The following is a 16756-nucleotide window of genomic DNA, read 5'->3' on the forward strand; positions in this document are numbered from 1 at the left end:
TAACAACTAGTGTATGAAACAGGCTTACCAGAAATTATGGCTGCTCGTGCTGCTCGCTGTGACGAGTATATCGGCGGCTTACGCTCAATCGGGGCCCTATGGCAACGAGTGGATTGTGCCCGGCCAGCAGTATTATAAAATTAAAGTGGCCCGCGACGGTTTGTACCGTCTCGACTATCAATACCTGCAGCGGGCCGGCATCAATGGCGTAAACCCGCAACGCCTGCAGCTGTGGCGGCGGGGCAAGGAGGTAGCCATCCACGTAGGCGGCAACGCCACGGCACTGGATAACAGCTCGTTCATTGAATTCTTCGGCCAGCGCAATGATGCGGCTTTGGATAAGGGCATGTTCCTGACGCCCGCCGACCAGGCGCAGCCTTATTACAGCCTGTTCACCGATACGGCCTCGTATTTCCTAACGTGGTCGAATACCACGGCGGGCAAGCGGATGGTGCAGCGCAACCCGGCCGCTACCGGTGCCGCCCACGCCAACCGCATCCGCAAGCCGCTGCAGGTACAGGCGTTTCGTTATAATATTATAAATGATGAGACTAATACGTATCAGCCTTGGGCTGAGCGGGGAGAAGGTTTCTTTAGCGGCGACTTTGGCGGTAATGACACACCTTTTCCGCTTGACTCCATTTGGCGGGTAGCGGCCAGCGCCCAGAGCATGCGGGCCGACATTCAGGTGGTAGGACAAACTACTGCGCAGCATAGCTCGCAAATAAGCGTGCTGCTGCCGGGCGGTGGCAGCCGCGTGCTGGGGACGCTTAACTTCTCTAACTTCGATTACGCTCGTGGCTCTTACGCGCTGCTGCCTTCCGACCGGGCCGCGAATGGCAGGGTAACCATTGTGGTAAAACAGCTATTGGGTACCACTTCCAATCAACTAAAGGGCGACCGGGCACGGGTGGCCTACCTACGGATTACCTACGCTGAGAATAGCCACTGGCCCCAACGCCGGACGCAGCTGCTGTTTTCCAACGACTCCACACTGACAGGCCCTGCGTACTATCAACTGGATTCCATTCCGGCTACTGTACGCGGCTACGATGTAACAGACCCGTATAACGTGCAACGCGTGGAGGGGCTGGCAGGAGCTACGGCCACGCAGCGCAGCTTTGTGTTTGCGGATGCCACCGGCCGGACCCGCAACCTGCTGCTGGCCGATGCCGACCGGGCACTGGTGCCCATTGCCCCTAAGCGGGTGTTCTTCCGCACGATTTCACCCGCCGCGCACAATTTTATCATCGTAACCAGCCGGGTACTGATGAAATCTGCCACGAGTGGGGGCGTAACTGTGCCTAACGCCGTACGGGCCTACGCCAACTACCGGGCGTTGCCCGGCGGTGGCGCCTGGGATACGCTGGTTGTAACCTCGGAGCAGCTCTACGACCAGTTTCATTACGGTGAAAAATCTGCTTTAGGTATCCGGCAGTTTGCCCAATGGATGCTGGCGGGCAGTTCCCGTCCGAAGTCGTTGCTGCTGTTAGGCAAAGGCCTGAATACTGGTGAGTTCTGTAATCGTTACCATCGACAGGATCCGACTCATTTCCGTAATGAGTGCGTTGGCGGTCAGGCTACGCCTGATACCGCTATTGTGCGTGACTTGGTGCCCACCAGCACGCGCGGAGCCTCCGATATCTTCTTTACGGCTGACTGGCAGAATGGTGACTACAGGCCGCGAATGATAACCGGCCGAATTTCAGCCCGCAGGCCTCAACAGGTACTCTACTATCTGAACAAGCTCAAAGAGCACGAAAGCTTAGGCTTTGCTGCGTGGCGAAAGAATGTGATTCATATGGTAGGCAGCAAAAGTGCTTACGAGGATCAATTATATACGGGTTTCGTAAACCAGTATGCTACATATGTTCAACGGCCGCCTTTCGCAGGGCAGGTAGTGAAGCTGTACCGTCGGGCAACGTATCCGGGTACTGTGCCTGGTGATACCCCTCCGTTGAACTTGGCACCGGACTTTAATGCCGGCGTAGGCTTTATATCCTATTTCGGCCATGGCCATCCTCTCTACTTAGAGTGGAATGTTGCGAAGATTAACGATGCCACCAACGGTTTTCTGAACAAGGGAAAATACCCGGTTTGGTATGTAAGCGGCTGCTCAGCTGGTAATGCCTTTACAGCCTATGGATCGTTCGGGGGAGAAGATTATCTGCTGGCTGAAGACAAAGGCATCATCGGATTCTTATCGGATTCTGACCTGAGCTTTGATAACGAGCTGCATGAAATGCACACCGAAATGGTGAAGCTGCTTTTCTCGGATAATACGTGGTATGGAAGACCGGTAGCAGAGGTGCAGCAAGAGGTGATTCGTCGGTTACAGGCTGGCTCTCCTACGGATTCCAAAAAAGCTATGCTGATGAACACCATCTGGCAGGGCGACCCGGCCCTGAAGCTGTTCTCACCGCTGCAGCCCGATTTCCAGACTGCCGATGCCCGCCTGCAGATTTCGCCCGCAGTGGTGCCCGCCACGGCTGGGACCCGGTTTGATCTGAAGCTGGGCGTGAGCAACCCCGGCCGCATTACCACCGGTCCGTTGGCAATCCGCGTGACGCGCACGTTCGGCAGCACGACACTGGTTAGCAACTTCACGGTGCCCCAGGCCCGGCAGGATACCACCTACACGCTCAGCCTCACCAACCCCGCTACCGGCAGCGTGGCCGGGGCCAACATCTTCCAGGTTGACCTCGACCCTGATAACCTGATTGCCGAATCGGACGAAACTAATAACCGCGCAACGCTGAATTACACTTTCCTGACGGGCGGTGTTACTACCCTCAGTCCACCGGAGTTTGCCATTGTGGGCAGCCGCGCCGTGCGCCTGGTGGCCCAGAGCAACGTGCCCACTACCACCGCCCGCGACTATGATCTGGAAGTGGATACCGTGCAGACCTTCAACAGCCCTCTGGTGCAGCGCACCAAAATCAACGCCGTGATGGTACCGGAATGGCAGCCCACACTACCCGCAACTGCCGGTGCCGACAGCATCGTGTGGTACTGGCGCGTGCGTCTGACTACCCCGCAGGGTGACGAAAGCGCCGACTGGGCTACGAGTTCCTTCCGCATCATCAACGGCCGTACGCAGGGAGGCTGGTCGCAGAGTCACCCCGGGCAGTTCCGCCGCGACGAGCGGAGTGGTGTGGAAGTGGGCGTACCCGGAGGGCAGTGGAGTTACAACGGCAGCACGCAGGAAGCCACCGTCACCTCCACCCGCATTGGTCCGGCGCGGCAGTGGGAAACGCTGTATCACACCATTCGTACCAGCCCCACCGGTGGGTACACGCTCCGCCTGCTGGGCATTGATACGCTGGGTGCTACCGTAGTGCTCAATCCTGACGTTACTACCCGCAGCCAGCCACTTAGCAGCATCTCGGCTAAGCAGTATCCGTATCTGCAGCTGCAGGCGGTGCTGCGCGAAACCAAGCCGGGCGTCACCCCGCAGCTGGAGCAGTGGCTCATCGCCTATCAGGGCGTGCCCGAGGGCGTAGTGCGGCCATCCGCTACGCCGCTCACCGCTGCCAACCTCACGCAGCAGGCGCAGCAGACGGGCTCCGTAACGGTGCCGGTAACTTTCCAGAACGTGGCGGATTTCGACTTTACGGCTCCGCTGGTGGGCTACATCGTGCTGCGCACCAGTGGCTCTGGAGCCCCCCGGGAGCGGTATTACCCGTTGGCGGGCACGGCCCTCACGACACATACGCAGAAGAATTACTCCGTGAGTCTGGATGTGCGCGGGCTGTATGGTACGCTTTCCGGCCAGGTGGTACTGAACCCGCGCCGCCAGCCGGAGCAGTATTACTTCAACAACGAATTGACGCTGCCGCCCTTCGATGTGGCCAACAACGATACCCCCCCGGTGCTGGATGTGGCCTTTGATGGCCGTCACCTGCTCAATGGCGAAATCGTCTCGCCGCAGCCGATTATCAGCGTGCAGCTGCGGGACCTGGACAAGCTGCAACCCATCCGGAACCGCTCCAATTTTATCCTGTCTCTGACCCGGCCGGGCAGTGGCTCGGCTACCACTGTGGACCTGAACGCGGCCGGAATTGAGTTTGTGGCGGACTCGGCCAAGGGTACGGCGGTGCTTACTTACCGGCCCGGCAATACGATGCCGTTGCTGCCAGGTGTGTACACGCTGGAGGTGCAGGGCAAGGATGGCTCGGGTAACCTAGCCGGCACCGAGCCCTACCGCATTACATTTGAGGTGATTTCGGAGTCCACCATCACCAACGTATTCCCGTACCCGAACCCGGTTACCAGCAAAACGAAATTTGTGTTTACGCTTACCGGCTCCACGCTGCCGCGCAACATGAAAATTCAGATTGTGAGCCTTACGGGTCGGGTAGTGAAGGAAATCATGATGGCCGATTTAGGCCCGCTACGCATCGGCAACAACATCACGGAGTACGCCTGGGATGGTACCGATGACTACGGCGACCGGCTGGCTAATGGGACCTACCTCTACCGCGTAGTCCTCGACGACCCCGACAACCAGTTCAAGCAGCGTGCCACCGGTGGCGACCGGGCTTTCAAGAAAGACTGGGGCAAGCTGGTACTGCTTCGCTAAAAGCACTCAGACGAACAGAAAAAGGCCACTCCAATGGAGTGGCCTTTTTCTGTTCGTCTGAGTGCCTTCGTTAGGCTGCATGAGGAATAGTTAACGCCGCCGGAGCGTGACAAAGCTGAAGGCGTAGGCATGTTTTTCGTCGGGTTCGTGCCGTTCCCGGGCTTCCTCGCGCCAGTCGCTGGCCGTCAGGTCCGGGAAGGTCACGTCGCCCTCGAAGGCATGGTGTACTTCGGTGAGGTAGACCACATCAGCGGCGGGCAGGGCCTGGCGGTAGATTTCGCCGCCCCCAATCACAAATACCTGTTCATCGGAGGTGCGGGCCATTTCCAGCGCCTGCGGTACGGAGGCCGCCACTTCGCAGCCCTCAGCCTGCCAGTTGGCCTGGCGCGTCACCACAATGTTGCGGCGGTTGGGCAAAGGCCGGCCGATGCTCTCGTAGGTCTTGCGGCCCATTACCACCGGATGACCCTGGGTGAGCTGTTTGAAGTGCTTCAAATCCAGCGGCAGGTGCCAGAGCAGGCGGTTTTCGCCCCCGATAATGCCGTTGTCGGCTACGGCTACAACAAGTGCGGTCATACGGTGGCGGAAGGAGTGAGTAAATCGGTATTGAAGCCCCGCAAAAAGTCGCCGATGGCCATACGCTTCTTGCCTTCCAGCTGCACGTCCAGCAGGTCGAGCAGGCCGTTGCCGGTCTGGATGCGCAGGTAAGTGCGGCCGTTGGTGAACCAGCGGCCCGTGCCGCCCTGGTCGAGGCCACTGGCTTCCTCATCATCGAGGGGCTGGGCCTTGAAGATTTTGAGCGTGCGGCCGTCGGGCAGCTGGGTGAAAGCTGTGGGAATGGGGGAGAGGCCCCTCACCCGGTTGGCCAGCGCCGGTGCCGACTCGGTGAAATCAAGCCGGCCGGTTTCCTTACTGAGCTTGGGGGCGGGCCGCAGCTCCGGCAGGTTCTGCTGCGGAATGCTGGGAGCCTCTCCGGCCGCAATGGCCTGCACCGAGCGCAGGGCCAGCGCCGCGCCGGCTGCTTTCAGCTTCTCGTATAACGAGCCGAAATCATCCTCCGGGGCAATGTCCACGGCATCTTGGTAAATGAGGTTGCCGGTGTCAATTTCGTGCTGCAGGAAGAAGCTGGTCACGCCCGTCTGGGTGTCGCCGTGGATGAGGGCCCAGTTGATGGGAGCCGCCCCGCGGTACTGGGGCAGCAGGGAGGCGTGGATGTTGATGGAGCCGAGCCGCGGCATGTTCCACACCGCCTCAGGCAGCATCCGGAAGGCCACTACCACCTGCAAATCGGCCGCGTAGTCCTTCAGCTCCGCCTGAAACTCCGGCGACTTGAGGTTGGTGGGTTGCAGCACGGGTAAGCCGTGGGCCTCAGCGGCCTGCTTCACGGCCGAGCCCTGCAGCTGCCGACCCCGGCCCGCGGGTTTGTCGGGGGCGGTAAGCACGGCTACCACCCGGCACCCGTCCCAGCCCAGCAGGGCTTCCAGCGTCGGCACCGCAAACTCGGGGGTGCCCATGAAAATGATGCGAAGAGGTGATGTCATGTTGAGTATAGTACGTCATGCTGAGCGGAGCCGAAGCATCTCTACCTCTGGCTAACGATTAATTGCCCGCAGTAGAGATGCTTCGGCTCCGCTCAGCATGACGGTTGAATTATTTGAAATCCGGGTACAGCAGGTACTTCTTACGCATGGCCTTGTACGCCGTCAGGCCCGGCTCCCAGCCCTGGCGAATTTCGGCTTCTGACTTGCCGGCCATGATTTGCTGGCGCACGGTGGCGTTGCCCATCAGCCGGTCGAAGCCCCGGTCGGAGAGGAAAAATTTCTCCTTATTGGTGCTTTGCTGGTAGTAGTCCAGCAGGTATTTCAGGGTGAAGCCGATATCGCCCACTTGCCGCAAATCCTGGCCGTAGCAGAGCTTGCCGTTCTGGGGCGGGGAGGTGGAGCCGGGGTTAGGGCTGGGCGTGAAGCTGTAAGGGCGGGTGCTGGGCTGCGTGGGCGCGCCAATCACTTCAAATGGCATTGCCGTGCCGCGGCCCACGCTCACATCGGTACCCTCGAACAGGCACAGGCTGGGGTAGAGAGCTACTGAATGGGCCGTGGGCAGGTTGGGTGAGGGGCGCACCGGCAGCTCGTAGCGGGTGCTGTGGGTGTAGCCGGCCACCGGAATAACCGTGAGCTTGCACTGCTTGCCGCCGGCCAGCCACTTTTCACCATTAATCATGCGGGCCAGCTCGCCCACTGTGAGGCCGTGCACCACCGGAATGGGGTGCATGCCTACAAAGGTTTTAAACGCCGGCTCCAGCACCGGTCCATCCACGTACCAGCCGTTGGGGTTGGGGCGGTCCAGCACTAGCACCTCCTTATTCTGCTCGGCGGCGGCCTCCATCACGTAGTGCATCGTGCTGATGAAAGTATAGAAGCGCGCCCCCACATCCTGAATGTCGAACAGCAGTACATCAATATCCTTCAGCATTTCGGGCGTCGGTTTCTTGGTGGTGCCGTATAAGCTCAGCGCGGGCAGGCCGCTGCGGGCATCTTTGCCATCCTTGATGGTGGCCCCGTCGGCCGCTTCGCCCCGAAACCCGTGTTCCGGCCCGAAAATCACCTTTACTCCCACGCCTTTGGCCAGCAGCGTATCTACCAAGAATGATGAGCCCACCCGGGCCGTCTGGTTTACTACTACCCCCACCCGCTTGCCTTTCAGCAGCGGCAGATATTTATCGAACTGGTCCGCGCCCATTTGCAGGGGGCTGGCGGCGGGCAGCAGCACCTGCGGCGGCGAGGCTACCGTTTGGCGCAACGGCGCATCCGACACCGAAGCAGTGGCTGATGTGGCTGATTGGGGTGGCCGGGCGCAGTCAGTAAAGAGCAGGGCCAGGCTGAGCAGGCCCGTGGGCAGGATGGAGTACATAGGCGGGCGGGAAGGATGGGAAACTACCGGGATTCATCTAGCTTTACGCCAGTGAACGTCTCGCAATACATATCTAACAAGATTGACGGGGCCGATGCCGGGTCATTTACCTCGTCGGTGACAAAGATAGCCATCATCAGCATTGCCATGGGTCTGGCGGTGATGGTGGTGTCGTTTGCCATTCTGGAGGGATTTCGCAACGAAATCCAGAACAAGATCTTCTCGTTCGGCTCCCACCTGCAGATCAGCAAGTACGATACCAATAACTCGCTGGAGGTAGAGCCCATTGCCGGGCCGCGGCTGGTGCAGGAGCTGCGCCGCAACCCGCAGGTGGTGTCTATGCAGCCCTTCGCCCGCAAAACGGCCATCATCAAAACCAAGGATGAGGTGCTGGGCGTGGTGCTGAAAGGCATTGATGAGAAGGCCAGCAAGTCGCCGATGCGCCAGAACCTGGTAGCCGGCAAGTTTATCACCTTCACCGATACGGCCGCCAGCAACGAGGTACTGCTTTCCCGTAAAGTAGCCGATAAGCTGCGCCTCAAGCCCGGCGACAAAGCCCTGTTTTACTTTATCCAGACGCCGCCCCGGGTGCGGCAGTTCACCGTCAGCGGCATCTACCAGACCGGCCTCGATGAGTTCGACGAAGCCTACGTTATCGGGGATATTGGCCAGATCCGGCAGCTGAACGCCTGGCCCGACTCGCTGGTGGGTGGTATGGAAGTAACCCTGCGGAACTTCAACCGCCTCGACCCCGTGGCGGACAACATCTACGAGAATCTGCGCTACGACCTGAAGCTGGACAAGATTACCGACCAGTACGCCCAGTTGTTCGACTGGCTGCAGCTGCTGAATCGTAACGTGGTCATCTTCCTGATTCTGATCATCTTCGTGGCGACGTTCAACATGGTGGCCACCATTTTCATCATGATTCTGGAGCGCACCAACATGATTGGCGTGCTCAAGGCCATCGGAGCCACCGACAACCAGATCCGGAGCATGTTCTTCTTCCGGGGCCTGAGCCTGACGATGCGAGGCATGCTCTACGGCAACCTCATCGGGCTGGGCTTTTGTGCCATCCAGTACTTTTTCCACCCCATCCCGCTGGACCCCGAGAACTACTACATGGACCGAGTGCCGATTCATTGGGACCCCACCATCATTATAGTACTCAACGCCGCTACCTTCCTCACTTCTCTGCTGGCGGTGCTCATCCCCACCTACCTGATTTCGCGTATCAAGCCGGTAGTAGCCATCAAGTTCGATTAAGTAGGTGAATAACCTAAACAGAAGGCCCGCTGTGTGAAACAGCGGGCCTTTTTTGTGGAAGTGAATATTTAGCGGTTTCTACTCCAGCCACTTGCTCTGCAGGATCAAATTCGGATCAGGGCATAACGCGGCCCACTTTTCCCGCTCCGCTACCAGGCCTACGCCGGGGAAGTCGCCGGAACGACCTTCCAGGTCAGCAATAACCTGGAAGTGCAGGTGCGGGGGCCAGTCGCCGTTTTCGGGGGCGGGGCCTACTTCCGTGAACGTGTCGCCGGATTCCAACGTCATGCCGGGGCGCAGCAGCAGGGTTTCGCGGCGGCTGAGGTGGCCGTAGAGGGTGTAAAACGTGGTGTCTTCGAGCTGGTGCTGCAGAATGACGGTGGGGCCATAGTCGCCGAAGTTGTCGTTGTCCTGCACGCTGTGCACCACGGCTGGCAGCGGGGCCAGCACCGGCGTACCAGCGCGCAGCCACACATCTACGCCCAGGTGCAAAGAGCGGGCGGGCACAGCCGGGTCGCCGAACAGGCCGGGGCTGCGGCGGTAAATCACCCGGTTTTCGAGGTAGCCACCCACGCCGATGTACGCATTCTTAGCGGCCAGCAAGCGGGCCACCAGCTCCTCAAACGCGGGTGTATCGCGCAGGTCGGCATCCTGGAGTAGCGGGTTGGCGGCGGTGAAATCGAGGCGGGCCACGTCGGGCGCGCTTAGGTCAACGGGCAATACAGGGTGAAACTCGTGCTGGTGACGCTCCAGCAGGGCGGAGAGGGGGGAGCTATGTGGGGCAGAAACGGGGATATCGGACATAGAAACAGCGAAATCGGGGAAAGAAGTGGCAGGCTATACGGAGCTGGCAACACTATTTGGGGCGTTTGAATGGCAAATCAACGGAATCCCAAAAAACTGTACCGCCTGCAACCTACGCGCTACGCTACATAATCCCGTATTTTTGCGGCCTGTTTCGCTTTTGCTCCGATTTCCATTCTCCCGATATGAGTAGCCCTTACCTGACGCTGAACGTAGTTGAACTGATCCAGGAAACCGCCGATGCGGTAACCATTCACTTCGAGCGGCCCGACCGGCAGCCCATTGCCAGCCAGCCCGGCCAGTTTCTGACCCTGATTCTGCCCTGCGGCCCGGGCGGCAAAAAGGAGCGCCGGGCGTATTCGCTCAGCAGCACCCCCGGCGAGGCGCCGCGCCTAGCCGTGACGGTGAAGCGGGTTGCGGGCGGGCTGGTGAGCAACTACCTGCTCGATACCGTGCGGGTGGGTCAGCAGATTGATGTGATGGCGCCGCTGGGCAACTTCACCCTCACGCCCCAGTCCGGTGCCACCCGCTCGGTGGTGCTGGTGGGAGCCGGCTCGGGTATCACCCCACTCATGAGTATGCTGAAAGCCGTGCTGCGCGAGGAGCCCCGGAGCCAAGTGTTGCTGGTGTATAGCAACCGCAACGAGGACTCGGTGATATTTGCCCGCCAGCTGCAGCAGCTGGAGCAGCAGTACGCCGGCCGCCTGCAGGTGGAGCACGTGTTCAGCCAGCCCCTGCGCCCCGCCACGGAGCACAAGCACACGGGCCGCCTTAACCGTACCACGCTGCTGCGTATTCTGGAGCAGCGCCAGGTGCCGGCCGCCCAGGCCGAGTACTACCTCTGCGGCCCCGAGGGCATGATGCTGGAAGCCCAGGCTGCCTTGGAGCTGCTGGGCGTACCCGCCAGCCGCATCCGCCGCGAGAGTTTTGTGGCTGCTGCCGACTCGGCCGAAACGGCCGCCGGCCAGCCCAACGGCCACGGTGACGTATCGGCGGCCGAGGACGACGGCACCATCAGGACCCGTACCGTAACGGTGCAGTATGAAGGTGCTGAGTACCAGTTTGCCGTGGAGCCCAACCAAACCATTCTCGAAGCCGCCCTTGACCAGGACATCGACCTGCCCTACAGCTGCCAGGCCGGTCTGTGCACCGCCTGCCGGGGCAAGTGCCTCAGCGGCAAAGTGCACCTTGATGAACGGGAGGGCCTTTCAGATGCCGAAATGAAGCAGGGATACGTGCTGATTTGCGTAGGCCACCCGCTCACCCACGACGTGGTAATTGAAGTAGACTAAGCAGCGGAGTGCCGTCTGCCCTCCAAAAAGGCCGCCGACTTGCACGAGTCCGGTGGCCTTTTGCTTTCTTGCGCGGGCCATTGTTGAGTTGCTGTCGTTGGGCGCAGCGCGGCAGCTGGCAAAAAAGAGCAGAATCGAAATTCTGCTGAACCCGCATCCGGTATTCGGGGTATTACTCTTTTGGCCTTGCCCCGAGGCTACTTTTTTTCGATTTCTCTTTTCCCGCCCATGACCTACTCCGCTCCCGCGGCCGACCTGGCAACTGATACGCAACGGCCGCCGCGGCACTACCTGCCCGAAGCATTTACCGTAACCGAATGGTCCGGCATCGAACCCTACTTTCAGGAGCTGCAGCAACGGGAAATTCACTCGGCGGCGGAGCTGGAGCGTTGGCTGCTTGACCGCTCCGAGCTGGAAGCAGTGCTCAGCGAGGACCTCGCCTGGCGCTACATCCGCATGACCTGCGACACCCAGGACCAAAGCCGCAGCGAGGCCTTCCAGTACTTCGTAAGTGAAATAGAGCCCAACGTAGCCCCCTACGACCACGCCCTCAACGAGAAGATGATGGGCTCGGAGTTCCTGCCCGGCCTCGACCCGGCCCGCTACCGCGTATTTATCCGCTCAGTAAAGCAGGCGCTGGATATCTACCGGGCCGAGAATATTCCGCTCAAAACCGAAATCAGCACCCAGCAGCAGCAGTACGCTGCCATTGCCGGGGCCATGACGGTAACCCTCGACGGGGAAGAAATAACGCTGCCCCGTGCCGCCGACCGCCTCAAAAGCCCCGACCGCGCTGTGCGGGAGGAAGCCTGGCGGGCCATTCAGGCGCGCCGACTCCTGGATTCCCAGCCCTTGGATGAGCTATTCACTAGCCTGATCGGTCTGCGTCATCAGGTGGCTGTAAATGCCGGCTTTGCCAACTTCCGCGACTATATGTTTGCCGCCCTGGGTCGCTTCGATTACACGCCTCAGGACACGATGAACTTCCACCAGGCCATCCGGGAAACCGTGGTGCCACTCATCGATGACCTCGACTTAGAGCGGCGGCAGGACCTAGGTCTGGCTGAGCTGCGCCCCTGGGACCTGGATGTAGACCCCTCCGGTGAGGACCCGCTGCGCCCCTTTGAAACGGGGGAGGAGCTGTTGGAGAAAACTGTAACGGTATTCGACCGCCTCGACCCCTTCCTGGGCCAGTGCCTGCGCACCATGCGCCAGATGGGCAACCTCGACCTGGAAAGCCGTAAGGGCAAAGCTCCCGGCGGCTACAACTACCCCCTCGACGAAACCGGCGTACCGTTCATCTTCATGAATGCTACCAGCTCTCTGCGCGACGTGGTAACAATGCTGCACGAGGGCGGGCACGCCGTGCACAGCTTCCTCACGCGCCGCCTGCCGCTGGGCGCCGATAAGCACCCGCCTTCTGAGGTGGCCGAGCTGGCCTCTATGAGCATGGAGCTCATCAGTATGGACCATTGGAACGTGTTCTTCCCCAATGCGGAGGAGCTGCGCCGGGCCAAGAAAACCCACCTCGAAAGCGTACTGGAAACCTTCCCGTGGGTAGCTACCATCGATAAGTTTCAGCATTGGGTGTACGAAAACCCCACCCACACCGAGGAACAGCGCCATCAGCGCTGGGTGCAGCTGTTCGATGAGTTCAACCAGCGTACCGTGAGCTGGCAGGGGCTGGAGCTGATTAAGCCCTATCTATGGCAGAAACAGCTGCACCTCTACGAAGTGCCATTCTATTACATTGAGTACGCTATGGCACAGCTGGGAGCCATTGCCGTATGGCGCAACTTCCGCCAGAACCCGCAGGCCGCGCTCCAGGGGTACCAGCGCGCTTTGGCCCTGGGATACACGGCCCCCATCGGCGAGATCTACGCCGCCGCCGGTATCCGCTTCGATTTCAGCACCGAATACCTGCGCACCCTGGCCGATTTCGTGCGCGACGAAATGGCTAGGCTGTAAAGAGTAAGCTGCTTCAAAAAAACCAACGGCCGACCGGAGTTTCCGGTCGGCCGTTGGCGTATCAGATAGAAGTAGCTAGTGGACTATGCACAGTCAGCAGACACAGGAATAGGGCAGTTGGCAGGTAGATGATCCAAATACCCTATCGAAGGTTGCGTTGGGTTGAAAAATAGTTTTGCGGCTTCATGCTACGATTTTAAATATATGTGTAACAAATTTTTATGACTGTAAATCAAGTAATTGAGGTTTTGCAAAGCCTTTTGTTGTAAAAATATGCGTGCATAGGTTGCATACGTAAACTCCTGCCGCTACTTTTGCACTCCCTTCCAGAAAGCACCCCCGCAACTGGAACGGAAACGATTCTGTAGCTCAGCTGGTAGAGCAATACACTTTTAATGTATGGGTCCTGGGTTCGAATCCCAGCGGGATCACCAAAAACCCTCACTGCGTAGCGTAGTGAGGGTTTTTTATTTACTGCCGAGCAATTAAGTAAACGCTGGCCGAGGAGGCGGAGGCCAGCTTGATAACAGACGAAGAAAGCTGCCGCCGAAGTGGGCGGGGCCGAGGAGGCCGACGGGCTGGGGACAATTTCACCTGCAGCCTAAGCCGTCAGCCAGTCGCTGAGCCAAGCAAAGAAATCGGCAAGCAGGCCGTCCAGCAGCACGTCGCCGAGCCAGTGCAGGCCATCTTTCAGGAATTGCAGGATATCACTCATAACCAGCGGTGTATTTGCCAAGGCAATATGCAAATAAAACCTGCTATATGAAAAGGCGAATATTTCGTGGGGCAGAAGATGTGACGAAATTTTTTGCCACCGGGAAGTATGTTTCGCTGGGCGCGCCGAAACACATCAGTCGGTTCAACTGGCCTGATTTGCTCGGGCCTGATGCTTTCCGACAGGTGCAGCATGATGTGTCGTGGACTTTCTGCGCAGCGACTTTGACAACTAATCGGGCATAAAAAAACGCAAAGCGTGGCTTTGCGTGGGAAGACAAGCAGTAAAGAAGCGGCGGTTAGCCTTTGAATAGCGGAACCGTTTGCAACAGGGCGGATATCGTGTCGGAGAAATGCAACTGCGTTTGTTGGGGGCGGTTAGCTGCGCCGAGCACCAACAGTAAAAAGAGAACCAGAAAGCGTAGAAGGGTAGAGAAACGCTGCATAGGGTAGAAGTTGCAAAAGGTCTGAAAGCCAAGGGTAACCGAAGTCTGACGACTCATACGGCAAAACTAGGCTCAGGTATAGCAATGCCATATTATTATTAGATGAACAGGGCTTATTGGCCTCCCAAGCCAGGTTTTGACCGATAAATTATGTGGACCAGAGGGTACAAATTCGGGGTATTGCACCACTGCAGCCGGGTAAAAAACAATAACTTCCGGCTCCCAAGTCCACCCGATACATTCCCGCCCGCATGGCTCAGCACTCCGCTCTCGACACCCCCGAGCTCAACCTCGAAGCCACCAGCAAATCGGCCGACGCCGGCCAGAATGCCTCCCGTCCGATGTACTATGAGTATAAGCCCACGGAAACGGTAAAGGCCCAGCACGGCAATGTACTGCGCTGCAAAACCTGGGAAGCCGAAGCGGCCCTGCGCATGCTCGAAAATAACCTGGACCCCGCGGTGAGCCTAGTGTACGATGAGCTGATTGTGTACGGCGGCGCCGGCCGCGCGGCCCGCAACTGGAAGGAGTTTCAGACCATCGTGAAGAGCCTGAAGGAGCTGGAAGCCGACGAAACCCTGCTGGTGCAGTCGGGTAAGGCCGTGGGCGTGTTGCGCACCTGGGCCCACGCCCCGCGCGTGCTCATCGCCAACTCCAACATCGTGCCCGCCTGGAGCACCCAGGAGTACTTCGACGAGCTGGACCGCCTGGGCCTGATGATGTACGGGCAGATGACGGCCGGCTCCTGGATTTACATTGCCACCCAGGGCATCCTGCAGGGCACCTACGAAACCCTGGCCGCCGTGGCCGACAAGCACTTCGGCGGCACGCTGGCCGGCACTGTTACCGTCACGGCCGGGCTGGGCGGCATGTCGGGGGCGCAGCCGCTGGCCGTGAGTATGAACGACGGCGTGTGCCTGGTCATCGAGCCCATCGACGCCCGCGTGAAGCAGAAGGTACGCGAAGGCTACGTGGACGAGCAGGCCCGCGACTTGGACCACGCCCTGGAACTAATGCAACAGTACAAGCAGGAGCGCAAAGGCTGGAGCATCGGCCTCACCGGCAACGCCGCCACCGTGCTGCCCGAGCTGCTGGCCCGGGGCTTCAAGGCCGACGTGGTAACCGACCAGACCTCCGCCCACGACCTGATGGACTACCTCCCCGAGGGCGACGTGGACCAGGTGCTGGAGCTGCGCAAGGACAACCCCGAGGAGTTCAAGCGCCAGGCCCTGGCTTCCATCGTGAAGCACTGCCAGGCCATCATCGACATGCAGGCCGGCGGGGCCGTGGCCCTCGACTACGGCAACAACCTGCGCGGCCAGGCCGAAAAAGGCGGCCTGCGGGTGCGCGACGAGAACGGGCAGTTCCTCTACCCCGGCTTCGTGCCCGGCTACATCCGGCCGCTGTTCTGCGAGGGCAAAGGCCCCTTCCGTTGGGCCGCCCTCTCGGGCGACCCCCAGGACATCCTGCGCATCGACCGCGCCCTGCTCGAAACCTTCCCCGACAACAAGATGCTGGCCCGCTGGATCGAGAAGGCCCAGGCCAAGGTGCCCTTCATCGGCCTACCCGCCCGCGTATGCTGGCTGGGCTACGGCGAGCGGGAAAAGTTCGGCCTGGTCATCAACGACCTAGTGGCCCGCGGCGAAGTGTCGGCCCCCATCGTCATCGGCCGGGACCACCTCGACTGCGGCTCCGTGGCCTCGCCCAACCGCGAAACCGAGGGCATGAAGGACGGCTCCGACGCCGTAGCCGACTGGCCCCTGCTCAACGCCCTGGCCAACTGCGCCAGCGGAGCCGACTGGGTTTCGCTGCACAACGGCGGCGGCGTGGGCATCGGCAACAGCACCCACTCCGGCATGGTGATAGTAGCCACCGGCACCCCCGAAAAAGCCGAGCGCCTGCGCCGCGTGCTTACCACCGACCCCGGCATGGGCGTCTTCCGCCACGCCGACGCCGGCTACGAGCTGGCCCAGCAGGTAGCTGAGGAGCGCGGGGCGAAGATTCCGGGGCAGCTCGTTTAGGCAGCGACAATAGCAGAACCGCACAAGCTTGTACACCATGTTCACATTTGGCCGAGAGCATGAAAAAGCTTGTGCGGTTCAGCACGTCAAAGGAGAGAGGAATATCTTCCTGGTTGGCAATCTGACTGATGCTGTTCACGATCTACTAGACCAGCAAATCAGCTCAATCGAGTTGCGCAAAGTGTTACAAGAAGCATTTGAAGCTGGTGGGTCGGGCGTTTGGGAGCAAGCAGCGAACTGGCTGCGAAGGGTAGGGAAGGAGTATCCGGGTTTGCTTTCCCTATGGCTTGAACTAAGCCAGCATCGGTCTGCCAACGTGCGCTTTCGAGCCTCTTGTTGTTTGCCGGATATGCCGCCAGATACAGCCAAGCAGGTTTATGAGATGCTTTTGTCAGACCCTTCCAAGAAGGTGAGAGAAATGGCCATTGGTAAAATGCACTAATAACACTAGCGGCGGCCAGTAGAATATTCCACTGTCCTAGCCCACGGCTTGCCTCTGCTCACCCGTAACGTCGGTGACTTTAGCGCCGTGGTAGGGTTACAGGTGATGAATCTGCATGATGTGAGGCAGCCGCTGATGCTGTAATGTATTGATTCGTAATCTGCTTAGCTTCGTCACTGACCCCAATATAGCGGATTCATGAACGGTATACATGATAGCCGCAATGGTTGAACCAGGCTTTGGCGTCCTTGCTGGAAATCCAGTCCACGGCCGTTTGGATAGCCGCCTCCACTGCTTCACGGGTACGGGCC

The 16756-nt window shown here is 59.6% G+C and carries 10 protein-coding genes and 1 tRNA gene; 7 read left to right on the plus strand and 4 right to left on the minus strand.

Translation table 11 applies throughout. The features are described 5' to 3' along the window. The first annotated feature begins 13 nt into the window (after positions 1-13). A complete protein-coding gene (porU2, locus tag EI291_RS20355) occupies positions 14-4582 on the plus strand; it encodes a putative type IX secretion system sortase PorU2 (protein WP_125424127.1) in 4569 nt (1522 codons plus the stop codon). Between the two features lie 90 nt (positions 4583-4672). Here the strand turns inward: porU2 and EI291_RS20360 are convergent, their stop codons facing one another. From EI291_RS20360 to EI291_RS20370, 3 genes are all read right to left on the minus strand, one after another. After that, positions 4673-5158 (minus strand): dihydrofolate reductase, encoded by a 486-nt coding sequence (locus EI291_RS20360; RefSeq protein ID WP_125424128.1) that lies wholly within the window; start codon positions 5156-5158, stop codon positions 4673-4675. After that, positions 5155-6123 (minus strand): methionyl-tRNA formyltransferase, encoded by a 969-nt coding sequence (gene fmt / locus EI291_RS20365; protein WP_125424129.1) that lies wholly within the window; start codon positions 6121-6123, stop codon positions 5155-5157. Before fmt ends, EI291_RS20360 begins: the two co-directional genes overlap by 4 nt. 109 nt (positions 6124-6232) lie before the next feature. Beyond that, complete coding sequence (locus tag EI291_RS20370) at positions 6233-7492, minus strand: exo-beta-N-acetylmuramidase NamZ family protein (protein ID WP_125424130.1); 1260 nt, start codon at positions 7490-7492, stop codon at positions 6233-6235. Between the two features lie 51 nt (positions 7493-7543). Between EI291_RS20370 and EI291_RS20375 the strand changes: the two genes are divergently transcribed. Then, positions 7544-8758, plus strand: coding sequence for an ABC transporter permease (locus EI291_RS20375; RefSeq protein WP_240635619.1), 1215 nt, complete (start codon positions 7544-7546; stop codon positions 8756-8758). Positions 8759-8836: 78 nt separating this feature from the next. Here EI291_RS20375 and EI291_RS20380 read toward each other — a convergent pair whose 3' ends face one another. Further along, positions 8837-9562 (minus strand): peptidoglycan DD-metalloendopeptidase family protein, encoded by a 726-nt coding sequence (locus EI291_RS20380; protein ID WP_125424132.1) that lies wholly within the window; start codon positions 9560-9562, stop codon positions 8837-8839. Between the two features lie 185 nt (positions 9563-9747). On the opposite strand from EI291_RS20380, the gene EI291_RS20385 reads away from it, so the two are divergent. The 5 genes from EI291_RS20385 (at position 9748) to EI291_RS20405 (ending at position 16445) form a co-directional block, all read left to right on the plus strand. Then, positions 9748-10854: a ferredoxin--NADP reductase gene (locus tag EI291_RS20385; RefSeq protein ID WP_125424133.1), complete on the plus strand. Its 1107-nt coding sequence runs from the start codon at positions 9748-9750 to the stop codon at positions 10852-10854. Between the two features lie 228 nt (positions 10855-11082). After that, the gene (locus tag EI291_RS20390; RefSeq protein ID WP_125424134.1) at positions 11083-12822 is read left to right on the plus strand and encodes a M3 family oligoendopeptidase; all 1740 of its coding nucleotides are present in this window, start codon (positions 11083-11085) and stop codon (positions 12820-12822) included. A 358-nt stretch (positions 12823-13180) separates the two neighbouring features. After that, positions 13181-13256 (plus strand) — tRNA-Lys (locus EI291_RS20395). A gap of 977 nt (positions 13257-14233) precedes the next feature. Continuing rightward, the gene (gene hutU, locus EI291_RS20400) at positions 14234-16003 is read left to right on the plus strand and encodes a urocanate hydratase (RefSeq protein ID WP_205701641.1); all 1770 of its coding nucleotides are present in this window, start codon (positions 14234-14236) and stop codon (positions 16001-16003) included. Positions 16004-16040: 37 nt separating this feature from the next. Beyond that, positions 16041-16445 (plus strand): hypothetical protein, encoded by a 405-nt coding sequence (locus tag EI291_RS20405; RefSeq protein WP_125424135.1) that lies wholly within the window; start codon positions 16041-16043, stop codon positions 16443-16445. Positions 16446-16756 lie beyond the last annotated feature (311 nt).

The sequence above is a fragment of the Hymenobacter rigui genome (genome assembly GCF_003944715.1).
Taxonomy (GTDB): domain Bacteria; phylum Bacteroidota; class Bacteroidia; order Cytophagales; family Hymenobacteraceae; genus Hymenobacter; species Hymenobacter rigui.

Bases quoted from the DNA above. Each gene is read 5' to 3' on its own strand.
- EI291_RS20360 (WP_125424128.1), bottom strand. From the start codon at position 5,158: ATGACCGCACTTGTTGTAGCCGTAGCCGACAACGGCATTATCGGGGGC.
- fmt (WP_125424129.1), bottom strand. From the start codon at position 6,123: ATGACATCACCTCTTCGCATCATTTTCATGGGCACCCCCGAGTTTGCG.
- porU2 (WP_125424127.1), top strand. From the start codon at position 14: ATGAAACAGGCTTACCAGAAATTATGGCTGCTCGTGCTGCTCGCTGTG.
- EI291_RS20385 (WP_125424133.1), top strand. From the start codon at position 9,748: ATGAGTAGCCCTTACCTGACGCTGAACGTAGTTGAACTGATCCAGGAA.
- EI291_RS20405 (WP_125424135.1), top strand. From the start codon at position 16,041: ATGTTCACATTTGGCCGAGAGCATGAAAAAGCTTGTGCGGTTCAGCAC.
- EI291_RS20370 (WP_125424130.1), bottom strand. From the start codon at position 7,492: ATGTACTCCATCCTGCCCACGGGCCTGCTCAGCCTGGCCCTGCTCTTT.
- hutU (WP_205701641.1), top strand. From the start codon at position 14,234: ATGGCTCAGCACTCCGCTCTCGACACCCCCGAGCTCAACCTCGAAGCC.
- EI291_RS20390 (WP_125424134.1), top strand. From the start codon at position 11,083: ATGACCTACTCCGCTCCCGCGGCCGACCTGGCAACTGATACGCAACGG.
- EI291_RS20380 (WP_125424132.1), bottom strand. From the start codon at position 9,562: ATGTCCGATATCCCCGTTTCTGCCCCACATAGCTCCCCCCTCTCCGCC.